This window comes from Trabulsiella guamensis ATCC 49490, from assembly GCF_000734965.1.
In the GTDB taxonomy this organism is placed as follows: domain Bacteria; phylum Pseudomonadota; class Gammaproteobacteria; order Enterobacterales; family Enterobacteriaceae; genus Trabulsiella; species Trabulsiella guamensis.
This window is the reverse complement of record NZ_JMTB01000105.1, coordinates 36,626-49,692: the sequence shown is the minus strand read 5'-3', so window position 1 is coordinate 49,692 and position 13,067 is coordinate 36,626. Positions and strand designations below refer to the sequence as shown.

Annotated in this window: 12 protein-coding genes and 1 pseudogene; 6 read left to right on the top strand and 7 right to left on the bottom strand. The window is 51.8% G+C overall.

Going from position 1 to position 13,067, the window contains the following annotated elements; all coding sequences use genetic code 11:
* Positions 1 to 15: 15 nt before the first annotated feature.
* The 3 genes from rimK to GTGU_RS17565 form a co-directional block, all read right to left on the bottom strand.
* A complete protein-coding gene (rimK, locus tag GTGU_RS17575) occupies positions 16 to 918 on the bottom strand; it encodes a 30S ribosomal protein S6--L-glutamate ligase (protein WP_038159999.1) in 903 nt (300 codons plus the stop codon).
* Between the two features lie 83 nt (positions 919 to 1,001).
* On the bottom strand, positions 1,002 to 1,724 hold the full coding sequence (gene nfsA / locus GTGU_RS17570; RefSeq protein WP_038159991.1) for an oxygen-insensitive NADPH nitroreductase: 723 nt from the start codon (positions 1,722 to 1,724) through the stop codon (positions 1,002 to 1,004).
* Complete coding sequence (locus tag GTGU_RS17565; RefSeq protein ID WP_038159983.1) at positions 1,708 to 1,995, bottom strand: YbjC family protein; 288 nt, start codon at positions 1,993 to 1,995, stop codon at positions 1,708 to 1,710. Before GTGU_RS17565 ends, nfsA begins: the two co-directional genes overlap by 17 nt.
* A gap of 163 nt (positions 1,996 to 2,158) precedes the next feature.
* On the opposite strand from GTGU_RS17565, the gene GTGU_RS17560 reads away from it, so the two are divergent.
* The gene (locus GTGU_RS17560; RefSeq protein ID WP_038159980.1) at positions 2,159 to 2,422 is read left to right on the top strand and encodes a GrxA family glutaredoxin; all 264 of its coding nucleotides are present in this window, start codon (positions 2,159 to 2,161) and stop codon (positions 2,420 to 2,422) included.
* Positions 2,423 to 2,450: 28 nt separating this feature from the next.
* Here the strand turns inward: GTGU_RS17560 and ybjM are convergent, their stop codons facing one another.
* Positions 2,451 to 2,825: an inner membrane protein YbjM gene (gene ybjM / locus GTGU_RS17555; protein WP_038159979.1), complete on the bottom strand. Its 375-nt coding sequence runs from the start codon at positions 2,823 to 2,825 to the stop codon at positions 2,451 to 2,453.
* Positions 2,826 to 3,101: 276 nt separating this feature from the next.
* Between ybjM and GTGU_RS17550 the strand changes: the two genes are divergently transcribed.
* A complete protein-coding gene (locus GTGU_RS17550; protein ID WP_038159978.1) occupies positions 3,102 to 4,787 on the top strand; it encodes an aspartate:alanine antiporter in 1,686 nt (561 codons plus the stop codon).
* 598 nt (positions 4,788 to 5,385) lie between these two features.
* Here the strand turns inward: GTGU_RS17550 and GTGU_RS17545 are convergent.
* A complete protein-coding gene (locus GTGU_RS17545; protein WP_051857385.1) occupies positions 5,386 to 6,471 on the bottom strand; it encodes an acyltransferase family protein in 1,086 nt (361 codons plus the stop codon).
* 158 nt (positions 6,472 to 6,629) lie between these two features.
* Between GTGU_RS17545 and GTGU_RS17540 the strand changes: the two are divergent.
* Both GTGU_RS17540 and GTGU_RS17535 read left to right on the top strand, forming a co-directional pair.
* A pseudogene (locus GTGU_RS17540) lies at positions 6,630 to 7,904 on the top strand (MFS transporter); the annotation flags it as partial.
* A complete protein-coding gene (locus GTGU_RS17535; RefSeq protein WP_038159976.1) occupies positions 7,904 to 8,716 on the top strand; it encodes a Cof-type HAD-IIB family hydrolase in 813 nt (270 codons plus the stop codon). The pseudogene GTGU_RS17540 and the gene GTGU_RS17535, both read left to right, overlap by 1 nt.
* 3 nt (positions 8,717 to 8,719) lie before the next feature.
* On the opposite strand, the gene GTGU_RS17530 is transcribed toward GTGU_RS17535, so the two are convergent.
* Positions 8,720 to 9,952, bottom strand: coding sequence for an MFS transporter (locus tag GTGU_RS17530; protein WP_038159974.1), 1,233 nt, complete (start codon positions 9,950 to 9,952; stop codon positions 8,720 to 8,722).
* Positions 9,953 to 10,239: 287 nt separating this feature from the next.
* On the opposite strand from GTGU_RS17530, the gene ybjG reads away from it, so the two are divergent.
* On the top strand, positions 10,240 to 10,848 hold the full coding sequence (gene ybjG / locus GTGU_RS17525; RefSeq protein ID WP_038159972.1) for an undecaprenyl-diphosphate phosphatase: 609 nt from the start codon (positions 10,240 to 10,242) through the stop codon (positions 10,846 to 10,848).
* 71 nt (positions 10,849 to 10,919) lie between these two features.
* Entirely contained in the window at positions 10,920 to 11,678 is a 759-nt protein-coding gene (gene deoR, locus GTGU_RS17520; protein ID WP_038159969.1) for a DNA-binding transcriptional repressor DeoR, read from the top strand.
* Positions 11,679 to 11,687: 9 nt separating this feature from the next.
* Here deoR and dacC read toward each other — a convergent pair whose 3' ends face one another.
* Positions 11,688 to 12,887 carry a serine-type D-Ala-D-Ala carboxypeptidase gene (dacC, locus tag GTGU_RS17515; protein ID WP_038159962.1) on the bottom strand — a complete coding sequence of 400 codons (1,200 nt, stop codon included), beginning with the start codon at positions 12,885 to 12,887 and terminating at the stop codon, positions 11,688 to 11,690.
* Between the last annotated feature and the right edge of the window lie 180 nt (positions 12,888 to 13,067).

Here is a 13,067-nt window from a genome sequence, read left to right as displayed (position 1 = left end):
CCGTCGAAAATGGCATCATCCGCCAGTTTTCAGACAGAATCCCGGTTGTGCATGGCGCTCAATCCATTGAATCATACGTCCGGCAATATCGATACCCGTGGTTTTCTCAATGCCTTCCAGCCCCGGTGACGCATTCACTTCCATCACCAGCGGCCCACGGGAAGCGCGAAGGATATCAACGCCCGCGACATCCAGACCGAGCGTTTGCGCGGCTTTGATGGCAATCTCCCGCTCACGCGGCGTAATGTTGGCGATCGTCGCCACCCCACCACGATGCAGATTCGAACGAAAATCGCCGTCTTTTGCGCGGCGTTCAATGGCGGCAACCACCTGATCGCCCACCACCAGACAACGGATGTCACGCCCTTTCGCCTCCTGGATATACTCCTGCACCAGGATGTGCGCGTTCAGCCCGCGAAACGCGTCAATCACACTTTCTGCCGCCTGGCGTGTCTCCGCCAGCACCACGCCAATCCCCTGAGTCCCTTCCACCAGCTTAACCACCAGCGGTGCGCCGCCAACCATGTCGATGAGATCGCTGGTATCGTCCGGGGAATGGGCAATGCCAGTCACTGGCAGGTCGATCCCCTGGCGCGCCATCAATTGCAATGAACGCAGTTTGTCCCGCGCGCGCATGATCGCCACTGATTCATTCAGCGGATAACTGCCGAGCATTTCAAACTGGCGCAGCGCTGCGGTGCCGTAATAAGTAATGGCGGAGCCAATGCGCGGAATAACGGCATCAAAATGGGGAAGCTGGCGGCCTTTGTAATGGATAGAAGAGGCCGCCGGATTGATATTCATATAACAGGAGAGCGGATCGAGGATTTCGACCAGATGGCCGCGCTTCATCGCGGCCTCCCGCAGGCGTTTACAGGACCAGAGCGTTCCGTCCCGGGACAATATGGCAATCTTCATCCTGCACCTCTTCTGACGTCTGAAAAAGACCTGGGGAAAGTAAGCGTATCATACACTTAGTCAGGCACAGGCTGAACGGGATTTTAGCGCGTCGCCCAACCTTGTTTATGCAAGTAATCCAGGATGAACGGACGCGTTTCCTTAATGACGGTACGGCGGATGTGATCGCTCCAGGTATCCCGACGCGCATTGCTGTCGCGCGTCAGATAGTAGCGGGCCATTTCCTCGTCATATTGCGCCAGAATTTGTTCATCGACTGGCTGATATTCATTTTCATGTACCAACATGGCAGCAGGCATTCGCGGTTTCACGCCGGGGTCATCCGCAGGCCAGCCGAGGCACAGACCAAACAGCGGCAGCACATGTTTCGGCACTTTCAGTGCCTCGCCCACCGCTTCAATGCTATTACGAATACCGCCGATGAAAACACCGCCCAGTCCTAACGACTCCGCCGCCGCCATCGCGTTCTGCCCCATCATCGCGGTATCCACAGCACCGAGCAATAACTGTTCCGCCCTTCCCAGACTGGCATCAGGGCAGATTTGCAACAGGCGGTTAAAATCGGCGCAAAATACCCAAAACTCCGCCGCCTGCGCCACATGTTGCTGGCCTCCGGTGAGGGTGACAAACTGCGCGCGTAGTGCAGGGTTGGTAACACGAATGATCGAACTGCACTGCAGAAAGCTGGAGCTGGAAGCCGCCTGCGCACTGGCGATAATAGCGTTGCGCTGCGCCTCGCTGATGGGCTTATCGGTAAAATGGCGGATGGATCGGTGGCTGCATAGCAGATCAATGGTCGGCGTCATCACGTTTTTTCCTGTCAGAATATGAAGAGGTTTTGTCGCCCTGCATCAGTTGTGGCGCTATACCCTGCGCCAGTTTCCAGAACAGTGCGAAAGCCGCCGGAAGCATCAGGAAAATGCCCACGAAAATCATCACCACCGCCGCTATCTGGCTGGTAAAAGGCGCAGGCAGACGAATGTACTGATTCAGCGACAACCACGCCAGGGCGAGCAATATCATCCCTGCCGCTTCGAGGATCAGGACGCTTTTCGGTAACGCGCCGAGCGATTTCATGGATGTTCTCCGGCAGACTCTTTTCAGATGAGCATAACAAGAGTCATTATCAATACAAACCCTAAGCAATCGAAACGACAGGTAAAACCTTCTTTCCCTCGCACGCCGCTGGCGTCATCATAAGCGCTATTCGCCGTCAGGCTTTAGGTTAAGGAGAGAAACAATGTTTGCTGTTATTTTTGGTCGTCCGGGTTGCCCTTACTGTGTTCGCGCAAAAGAACTGGCTGAAAAACTGACCACTGAACGTGACGATTTCAACTACCGTTATGTTGATATTCACGCGGAAGGGATCACCAAAGCCGATCTGGAAAAAACGGTCGGTAAACCGGTCGAAACCGTACCGCAGATTTTTGTTGATCAGACACACATTGGTGGTTGTACAGATTTTGAAGCGTGGGCGAAAGAGAATCTCGGTCTGTTCGCGTAACGTTTTATTGACGCCCCGCTCCGGGGCGTCAACGATGGCTGCGTTTGTTTCCCAGCAAGCTACAGATAAATAACCCGCACAGCGCACCCAGCGCGCACCAGAATACCGCACTGAATAGCCATGCCAGTTCCTGCCAGAAAGAACGTTGTGTCGCCAGAAACAGGCGCATAAGCAGAAGACATAACGGCATCGCCAGAATCGCGCCCAGCACCGGACGCACGACGCTTCCCCTGACGGAAATAATGCTCGCCAGCGCGCCAGGGATCAGGAAAAAGAGTAAACCCAATTCAGAATTACCGGACGCAGGAAACGCGCCTTTCATATGCAAAGAAACTGAAAAGCAGACCACAATAAAAAGTAAGAAACAGCAGGCCACGCCTACCCAGCCATGTTCAGACTTCAAAGAATCCTCCTGACAGCATCTCTATCAAACTCACGATTTGCCCCGAAAGGCCCCAGTCAGATAAAGCATTCAGGCATTCCATGCCAATAAGCGCTTACACGCATAAAAACGATTGTGACTAGCCGTAGCATCGTGGAACGATTAAACTAACGAGCTTAATTTGATGGTTATTACCGCTTCAGGAAAAGCGCATTTTCCCTTTCAGATTCGAGGGAAACCTTAGCCCAAATAACCATTTCTTTCAACAACTTACTCGTAAACAAGAAGTTAGCTTCCGTGAATATAAACGTCGCAGATTTGTTAAATGGGAATTACATCCTGTTATTATTTGTGGTACTGACGCTCGGTCTTTGTCTTGGAAAATTGCGTCTGGGCCCGGTCCAACTTGGTAATTCCATTGGCGTTTTGGTGGTCTCCCTCTTATTAGGTCAACAGCATTTCAGCATTAACACTGATGCATTAAATTTGGGCTTTATGCTGTTTATTTTTTGTGTAGGTGTGGAAGCCGGACCTAACTTTTTCTCTATTTTTTTTCGCGACGGTAAGAATTATCTGATGCTGGCGCTGGTGATGGTCGGTAGCGCATTGATTATTGCGCTCGGGCTCGGAAAACTGTTTGGCTGGGATATTGGCCTGACGGCCGGTATGCTTGCCGGCTCGATGACCTCAACCCCGGTGCTGGTTGGCGCAGGCGACACACTTCGCCATTCCGGCATGACCGGAACGCAACTCTCCTCGGCGCTTGACCATCTGAGTCTTGGCTATGCGCTGACCTATCTGATTGGTCTGGTGAGTCTGATTGTTGGCGCACGCTATCTGCCAAAACTGCAGCACCAGGATCTGCAAACCAGCGCGCAACAAATCGCCCGCGAGCGCGGGCTCGATACCGACATCAACCGCAAAGTCTACCTGCCGGTCATTCGTGCTTATCGCGTCGGGCCTGAACTGGTCGCGTGGGCGGATGGCAAAAACCTGCGCGAACTGGGAATTTATCGCCAGACAGGTTGCTACATTGAGCGCATTCGTCGTAATGGGATCCTCGCAACACCAGATGGCGATGCGGTATTGCAACTGGGCGACGAAATCGCGCTGGTGGGCTATCCAGATGCCCATTCCCGGCTCGACCCGAGCTTCCGTAACGGCAAAGAAGTCTTCGACCGCGACCTGCTCGACATGCGCATCGTGACGGAAGAGATCGTGGTGAAAAACCATAACGCCGTTGGCCGCCGTCTGGCGCAACTGAAACTGACCGACCACGGCTGCTTCCTTAACCGCGTGATCCGCAGCCAGATAGAAATGCCAATCGACGATAATGTGGTACTTAACAAAGGCGATGTATTACAGGTTAGTGGCGATACCCGACGGGTGAAAACCATTGCCGACCGCATTGGGTTTATCTCCATTCACAGCCAGGTGACCGACCTGCTCGCCTTCTGCGCTTTCTTCATCATCGGCCTGATGATCGGCATGATCTCCTTCCAGTTCAGTACCTTTAGCTTTGGCATTGGTAACGCCGCCGGTCTGCTGTTCGCCGGGATCATGCTGGGCTTCCTGCGTGCCAACCATCCGACTTTCGGCTATATTCCGCAGGGCGCACTGAACATGGTGAAAGAGTTCGGTCTGATGGTATTTATGGCAGGCGTAGGCTTGAGTGCGGGTAGCGGCCTGACCCACAGCCTCGGCGCGGTCGGCGGACAAATGCTGATCGCCGGATTGATCGTTAGCCTGGTGCCGGTGGTGATCTGCTTCCTGTTCGGGGCATATGTTTTACGAATGAACCGCGCACTGCTGTTCGGTGCCATGATGGGCGCCCGCACCTGTGCCCCGGCAATGGAAATCATCAGCGATACTGCACGCAGCAACATCCCGGCGCTGGGCTATGCAGGCACCTATGCGATAGCCAACGTACTGCTGACGCTGGCGGGCACGCTCATCATCATCATCTGGCCGGCGTTAGGATAAAACTGAAGTTTGCAAGCAGAAGAAAAAATTTATGTGAACTACAGAACTTTTTTATCTGACATCAGTCATAAGTAATGCCACTGCTTTTCTTTGATGTCCCCATTTTGTGGAGCCCATCAACCCCGCCGTTTCGGTTCAAGGTTGATGGGTTTTTTCTTTTCTAATTTTAATGTTGAGAGATCAATGGATAAACTCAAACAAAAGCTTCGGGTTAGCATCTAAGCCGATCATAAAGAAGCTGGTTATAGCTACGCCAGGCGAGATAATCACCTGGGAAAATTCAGTTTTACCATCTGTTGATTCAACGCAAAACTCTCGAAGTTGCACACACATGGAACAAGTGACCATTCTTTACTTTTTAGTAACATTTTTTTCACATTTAATGGTTGCTATTACATAAATCTTTTTATAGTTATGGTTTCGCTTCACATGCTATGTCTATATTAATCTTCATGCCAATATAATTGATTTTCTGATTAAAACCAGGAAATCAAATCATTTTTTAGTAACCCTAAACGCTATAAAAGCCATTGTAAAATTAACAAGACTATCATAAAGTGCGAAGCTCATCCAAGACGTGATTAGCTTCGCTATAATCTTACGTCGAAGTATTTATAGTATGTTGCCCTTTGTTATTAGACAGGCATTTACTCAGCCTGATAACGGGCTTTTCAATACCAATATGACATAACCATGATAAAACTAACAGGACTAATAACAATATCAACCCTGATATAATTAGTTGCTGGTTATCCATTTCTGCTGAGAAAAACCATTTCCGAAAGTATAAAAATGATACTCCATGGAGTAAATATAAAGGGTAGGATACATTACCAAGAAAATAAAGTATTGTATGTAGTGGTTTAATATTCTGCAAGTTTTGCATAAGGAAGAATAACACACACAAACCTAGAGTGATCATACTGAATACTAACTTAGTTATTCCATGTATAATAATCGCTTGATTTCCACTAGCCGGATAAAGGATAAAAATAAGAAAAAGTAAAAGAGCGAGAGAGATGCATATTTTTTTATTCGTTCCAACTAAGGGTAGGAACCATTTTGCAGCAAGGATGCCAAAGATAAAGTAATACACTTGATTCAATGGGTTAATATATGTCGCCCACTGTCGCGCTAACGTTACCGATGGATTTATCATGAAGAAAGAACAATACAAAAGAAGCAACACTGATAATACAAGCAGTACAGATGCCAGCATTCTGTTTTTCACCATGACAATAAATATGGGAAAGAAAAGGTAAAAAACAACCTCATTACCTATAGACCATCCTCCCATAATCATATATTTTGTTGGGTTTGTAATACCAAACAAAAGGAAGATGTTTTGAACATACCTCCATTTATCAAAAGTAAATCCATTAACAAAACCGCAATAGAAGACGGTAAAAGCAATTAATGCTACCCAATAGACAGGCGCCAACCTCAAAAAGCGTCGCGCAATAAAAATGCCATATTGAGAAGAACTCCATTTATCCGCGCGATGAGCAAGGTATAGCGCCATTCCACTAATTATATAAAATGCCGTGACGGCATAAATCCCCAAGCGTCCTAAGAGCGTATTTGAATCTGAAAAACCCCAATTTGTAAAAGAAAGGGAAAAATGATAGATCACGATACTCAATGACATCAAACCACGAAGATAGTCTATAGACTGGATACGCATCGAAAAGCCTCAAGATATTCTATAGAACGCAATTTATCAAAATATCGGTAAAACATCTAATTATAATTTTATCAAACACTTTTTCATTTTTTGAATAGTTACATTTCAAAACAGATTAGCCTATTGTTTACATTTAATTTACATATTGTTTTTTTCCCCTTCCGAACCCACGACAGTCCTGCCCGCTTTCTGCTACTGTGTCAGGTATCACTTTTATCAGGCGTTATGGGATGACGACAGAACACTCTCGCAAAGCCCTGCGGTTACGCATGTGGGCACTGTTTACTTTGTTTTTCCTTCCTGGCTTATTGATGGCCTCCTGGGCTACCCGCACACCGGCAATTCGCGACGTGTTATCTGTTTCCACGGCAGAAATGGGCGTCGTGCTGTTTGGTCTTTCTGTCGGGTCAATGAGCGGTATCCTCTGTTCTGCATGGCTGGTCAAACGTTACGGTACGCGAAACGTTATTCGCGCCACCATGTCCTGCGCCGTGCTGGGCATTATTGTTCTGAGCGTTGCGCTATGGCTCTCCTCGCCACTGGTATTCGCTCTCGGTCTGTGCGTTTTTGGCGGCAGCTTTGGCGCCGCGGAAGTGGCGATTAACGTTGAAGGCGCTACCGTTGAGCGGGAAATGAATAAAACCGTACTGCCGATGATGCACGGCTTTTACAGTTTCGGCACTCTGGTCGGCGCCGGGATCGGCATGATGGTGACCGGGTTTGGCGTTCCGGCGAGCATCCATATTTTACTGGCCGGGCTGGCGGGCATCGCACCGATTGTCATCGCCATCAAGGCGATCCCGGACGGCACCGGGCGTAATTCTGCAGAAGAGGCGCACCAGCAGCAAAAAGGCGTGCCATTTTATCGCGATATTCAACTAATGCTGATCGGCGTGGTGGTGCTGGCGATGGCGTTTGCCGAAGGCTCCGCCAATGACTGGCTACCGCTGCTGATGGTGGACGGTCACGGTTTCAGCCCCACCTCTGGCTCCCTGATTTACGCGGGCTTTACGCTCGGCATGACGGTCGGGCGCTTCACCGGCGGCTGGTTTATTGACCGCTACAGCCGTGTGGCAGTGGTCCGCGCCAGCGCCATGATGGGCGCGCTGGGCATTGCATTGATTATTTTCGTCGACAGCGCCTGGGTCGCCGGGGTTTCGGTGGTGCTCTGGGGGCTCGGTGCCTCACTGGGCTTCCCGCTCACCATTTCCGCCGCCAGCGACACCGGCCCGGATGCCCCGACGCGCGTCAGCGTGGTGGCGACCACCGGGTATCTGGCGTTTCTGGTCGGCCCGCCGCTGCTCGGCTTCCTCGGTGAACACTACGGCCTGCGCAGCGCCATGCTGGTGGTCCTGATGCTGGTGTTGATTGCCGCGCTGGTGGCGCGTGCGGTGGCGAAACCTGATGCTGAACCTGTCATGGAGAAAAATTGATGAGCGTAAAACTGATTGCGGTCGATATGGACGGCACCTTTCTGAACGACGCAAAAACCTATAACCGTGCGCGATTTCTGCAGCAGTACCAGCGCATGAAGCAGCAAGGCATTCGTTTTGTGGTCGCCAGCGGCAACCAGTATTACCAGCTGAAATCCTTTTTCCCTGAAATTGCCGCAGAGATTGCGTTTGTTGCCGAAAACGGTGGCTGGGTGGTGAATGCCGGAGAAGATGTTTACAACAGTGATCTGCCAAAATCTCATTTTGATAAGGTGGTGCGCTATCTGCAAACACGATCGGAATTTGAGATCATCGCCTGCGGTAAAAATAGCGCTTATACCCTGCGCAAGTATGATGACGCGTTCGTCACCATGGCGGCACGCTATTACCATCGGCTGGAGCGCGTGGACGACTTCAACAACATCGACGACACCTTCCTCAAGTTCGGTCTGAACATTGACGACAGTCTGGTGCCTGAAATGCAGGCGCTTCTGCATGAAGAGCTGGGCGATATCATGACCGCGGTCACCACCGGCCACGGCAGCATTGATCTGATCATCCCTGGCATTCATAAAGCCAACGGTCTGCGGCTGTTGCAGGCGCAATGGGGCATTGAGGATAAAGACGTGCTGGCGTTTGGCGACAGCGGTAATGATCTCGAAATGCTGCGGCAGGCGGGGTACGGATTTGCGATGGCGAACGCCTCACCCGCAGTGAAAGCGGTCGCCTGTTTCGAAGCGCCGAATAACAATGATGAAGGGGTGCTGGAAATTATCGAAAAAGCGCTCAATCAGGACGCGCCGTTTCGTTAAACATCACCCCTCACGTGAGGCGCCGACGGTTTTATCTTTCAGAAAGTAGACCGTCAGCGCCAGCCACAGCACGCCGTTCAGCAGATTGAAGACGCTGAACAGACCGTTGCCGCCCCACAGGTAAGCATATTTGCTGGCTTCAATGCCGACGGTGAAAATCAGCATCTGCAGCATGCCCATCGCCGCGGAAACCGTGCCTTTGCTGATATCACTGGCAAATAGCGTCAGACGTACCAGACCGGCGTTCGCGATGCCAATGCCAAATGCGTAAAGACTGAGCCCGGCGGTCATCCACAGATAAGCATGACCGGAGACCACTGTCGCGGCCGCCGCCAGCACCAGCCCGACCATGATCGGTGCGACACCCATCAGGATCAACGCCCGCACAGTACGACGCGACGTCAGCCGCGCCAGCACCAGATTACCGATAATCAGCGCGCCGAAAATCGGCACCTGCAACAACCCATATTCATAGGCGCTGGCCTTCTCGCCGCTAATAATAATGATCGGCGACTGAGCAATCCATGCCAGCAACGGCAGACTGACAAACCCTATCGCCAGCGATCCGGCGGCAAAGCGGCGGTTTTTCAGCACCGCGCCATAATCCTGCCCCAGATCCTTCAGCGAGAGTTTTTCACCGAGTCGTGTCGCGGTTTCCGGCATCGCCCGCTGCAAGCCAACGAAAGCGATTGCCGCCAGCAACGCGAAGAGCACAAACATCGTCTCCCACGGCGCAACATGAACCCACGCAGCCCCCACCAGTGGCCCCAATAGCGGCGCAATCAACGCGACGTTCGCCATCAGGGCGGTGATTTTAATGCACACCGCCTCCTCAAACGACTCCTGTATCGCGGCGTACCCTACCGCACCGATAAAGCACAGGCTGATCCCCTGCAAAAAGCGCAGGAAGGTGAACTGTTCAATATTTTGCGCCAGCAGCGTGGCGAGGCAGGTAATAACAAACCACACCACGCCGGTCAACATCACCGGACGGCGACCAACGCGGTCAGACAGCGGCCCTAACAGCCACTGTAAAAACATGCCTCCTGCCAGATAGGCCGTCATTGACGTCGGCACCCACTCGATACCCGCCTGATACTGCTCCACCACCGTCAGCATGCCCGGTTGGATCATGTCATTGCCGATATAGGTGGAGAATTCATAGAGCACGAGACACAGAGGAAACAGTAACGCCTGGCGCCCCAGACGTTTACCGGAAAGCGAATGATTTTGCATACCCACTCTTATTCAAAAAAACGCGCAAAGTGTAATGAAATCCCTGACCAGGGGATACTACATTGTGGTCGACAGCAGTAATTATGACCTTTTTTCATTCGTTTAAGATTCGCTTAAGTATTAACTCATATACTTCCCGCTACATGTCAACTTGCCTCGGATTGTTCGTAAACTGCGGACAACTAAGACAACGTGAATTTACCACAGCGGTCATCGCTTTTATGGTGAAGGCGTATGAACCCCTCTGGCGCGGCATAATTTGCCCCACTGCAATGAGTCTGGAAAGTATGCTGGAAAATATCAACTACACCTTGTTTTCGCTAATTAACGCCACGCCTGCTTCGCCGTCATGGTTAATATCACTGGCTATTTTTATCGCGAAAGATCTGATCAGCATTGTGCCGTTAATGGCGGTCGCGCTCTGGTTATGGGGACCATGCGCGCAGGTCAGCGAGCAGCGCAAACTGGTGATCAAAATCGCGCTGGCGCTGGCATTCAGCATGACGCTCTCCTGGCTTGTCGGCCATCTCTACCCGCACGACAGACCGTTTGTTGAGGGCGTTGGCTACAACTTCCTGCACCATGCGCCGGATGACTCTTTCCCGAGCGATCACGGCACGGTAATCTTCACTTTTGCCCTGGCTTTCCTGTTCTGGCATCGCCTGTGGTCGGGCGTCATCCTGATGCTCACCGCCATCGCGATCGCATGGTCGCGCATTTACCTCGGCGTGCACTGGCCACTGGATATGCTGGGCGGCTTGCTGACCGGCATGATCGGCTGTCTGGTGGCGCAAATGCTCTGGCAACGCGTCGGACACGTTATCTATTTGCGACTGCAGCAGCTTTACCGTTTATGCTTTTCTGTACCCATCCGCAAAGGCTGGGTGCGTGACTAACCCCCGCCACGCAGGTAATATTGCCCACGACGCCCTGCCAGTGCAGGGCGCGTTTTCTCTGACGGGGACATATGGAAACACGGCGGGACGAGCGGATTGGTCAACTGATTCAGGCACTGAAGCGTAGCGATAAGCTTCACCTTAAAGAAGCGGCTGCATTGCTTGGCGTTTCAGAAATGACGATTCGTCGCGATCTTAACAGCCACAGTGGGCCGGTCGTACTGCTCGGCGGTTACATTGTACTGGAACCTCGCAGCGCCAGCCATTATCTGCTGAGCGATCAAAAATCCCGGCTGGTTGAGGAAAAACGCCGCGCCGCCCGTCATGCCGCCGCGTTACTGGAAGCCCATCAGATGGCGTTTTTCGACTGCGGTACCACCACGCCGTGGGTGATTGAAGCCATCGATAATGACCTCCCCTTCACTGGCGTCTGCTACTCACTGAATACCTTTCTGGCGTTACAGGAAAAGCCACATTGCCGGGTTATTCTCTGCGGCGGCGAATTTCACGCCAGTAACGCCATTTTCAAACCGCTCGATGTTCATGACACTCTCACGCATCTCTGCCCGGATATTGCGTTTTACTCGGCCGCTGGCGTGCATGCGGTTCAGGGCGCAACCTGTTTTAATCTGGAAGAGTTGCCGGTAAAACACTGGGCGATGCGGCAGTCACGCCGTCACGTGCTGGTGGTTGATCACAGCAAATTTGGCAAAGTGCGCCCGGCCAGAATGGGTGATGTGAAGGTGTTTGATACGATTGCCAGCGACACCCGTCCCGATGACGACCTGGTGACGCTGGCGAAAACACATAACATTACGCTGCTGTACTGACCGCGATGATCAGAACCAGCCGCCAAACCATTCGTGGAATTTCATCAGCACGAAATCCACGATACGACTGAAGAACCCGCCCTCTTTCACCTCTTCCATCACAATCAGTGGACGCTGTTCAATGGTTTTATCGTTGAGTTTGAAGTCAATGGTGCCAACAACCTGCCCTTTGCTCAGCGGCGCGGTCAGTTGCGGTTGTGTCAGTGTATAACTGGCCTTGAGGTTTTTCAGCTGACCTTTCGGAATGGTTATCGAACCTGCTTCACCGGCACCGAGTTTGGCCTCGTTGCTGTCGCCGTACCAGACACGCTGCTCAATAAAGGTGGCGTCGGGCTTAATGGGAGTAACGGTTTCAAAGAAACGGAATCCCCACGTCAGCAATTTTTCGGATTCATTAAAACGAATTCGGTCGGTTTTGGTGCCAAGTACCACCGCAATCAGACGCATATCCCCTTGCGTGGCCGAGGAGACCAGATTGTACCCCGCCCCGGCGGTGGTACCGGTTTTTACGCCATCCGCATTCAGGCTGGTGTTCCACAACAGGCGGTTACGGTTCGGCTGGCGGATTTTATTAAACGTGAACTCTTTTTCTTTGTGGATGGCATACTCTTCCGGCACGTCATGGATCATCGCTTTGGTCAGCAGCGCCATGTCACGGGCGGTACTGAACTGCCCTGGCGCATCCAGGCCGTGCACGGTTTTGAAGGTGGTTTTGGTCAGCCCCAGCTTCTGCGCGTAACTGTTCATCAGCCCGACGAACGAATCCTGGCTGCCGGCGACGTAATCAGCAATCGCGATACTGGCGTCGTTACCGGACTGAATAATCACCCCTTTATTCAGATCTTCCACTGAGACCTGATCGCCCGGTTTGAGGAACATCACCGACGAACCGCGCAGTGCCGGGTTACCCGTCGCCCAGGCATCTCTGCCTACCGTCACGCTGTCAGTGAGTTTGATTTTGCCTGCCTTCAGGGCCTGACCGACTACATAGCTGGTCATGATTTTTGTCAGACTGGCGGGGTCCAGTTGTTCGTCGGCGTTGCCTTCCGTCAACACTTTGCCACTGGCGTAATCCATCAGGATCCACGCTCGCGCGTCAACGGTGGGTGCGGCGGGCGCTTGTTCCGCCGCCTGCAAAGAAGGTACAACGAGGAGTAAAAGTGCGGAGCCTGCCGCCAGGCTGCGAAGAGAAAATGCATCACGCGTCATAAGAGCCACCCAAGTATCCATTCCAAAAACCGCTAATACGCACCAAATGGTGAGTAATAACGTAGAAATGACCTCAAAGAAACAGTGAGTTGGTAAAGTTTTTAAAGTTTACGCAATAACTCGCCACCGTGCCGAAAACTCAGTGTTTTTTTTGATCACGATTGCTTACCGCCTGACTTT

Excerpts from the sequence above, each read along its gene's own strand:
- GTGU_RS17545 (WP_051857385.1), bottom strand. The coding sequence starts at position 6,471 with ATGCGTATCCAGTCTATAGACTATCTTCGTGGTTTGATGTCATTGAGT.
- GTGU_RS17565 (WP_038159983.1), bottom strand. The coding sequence starts at position 1,995 with ATGAAATCGCTCGGCGCGTTACCGAAAAGCGTCCTGATCCTCGAAGCG.
- nfsA (WP_038159991.1), bottom strand. The coding sequence starts at position 1,724 with ATGACGCCGACCATTGATCTGCTATGCAGCCACCGATCCATCCGCCAT.
- GTGU_RS17535 (WP_038159976.1), top strand. The coding sequence starts at position 7,904 with ATGAGCGTAAAACTGATTGCGGTCGATATGGACGGCACCTTTCTGAAC.
- GTGU_RS17530 (WP_038159974.1), bottom strand. The coding sequence starts at position 9,952 with ATGCAAAATCATTCGCTTTCCGGTAAACGTCTGGGGCGCCAGGCGTTA.
- dacC (WP_038159962.1), bottom strand. The coding sequence starts at position 12,887 with ATGACGCGTGATGCATTTTCTCTTCGCAGCCTGGCGGCAGGCTCCGCA.
- ybjG (WP_038159972.1), top strand. The coding sequence starts at position 10,240 with ATGCTGGAAAATATCAACTACACCTTGTTTTCGCTAATTAACGCCACG.
- deoR (WP_038159969.1), top strand. The coding sequence starts at position 10,920 with ATGGAAACACGGCGGGACGAGCGGATTGGTCAACTGATTCAGGCACTG.
- rimK (WP_038159999.1), bottom strand. The coding sequence starts at position 918 with ATGAAGATTGCCATATTGTCCCGGGACGGAACGCTCTGGTCCTGTAAA.
- GTGU_RS17560 (WP_038159980.1), top strand. The coding sequence starts at position 2,159 with ATGTTTGCTGTTATTTTTGGTCGTCCGGGTTGCCCTTACTGTGTTCGC.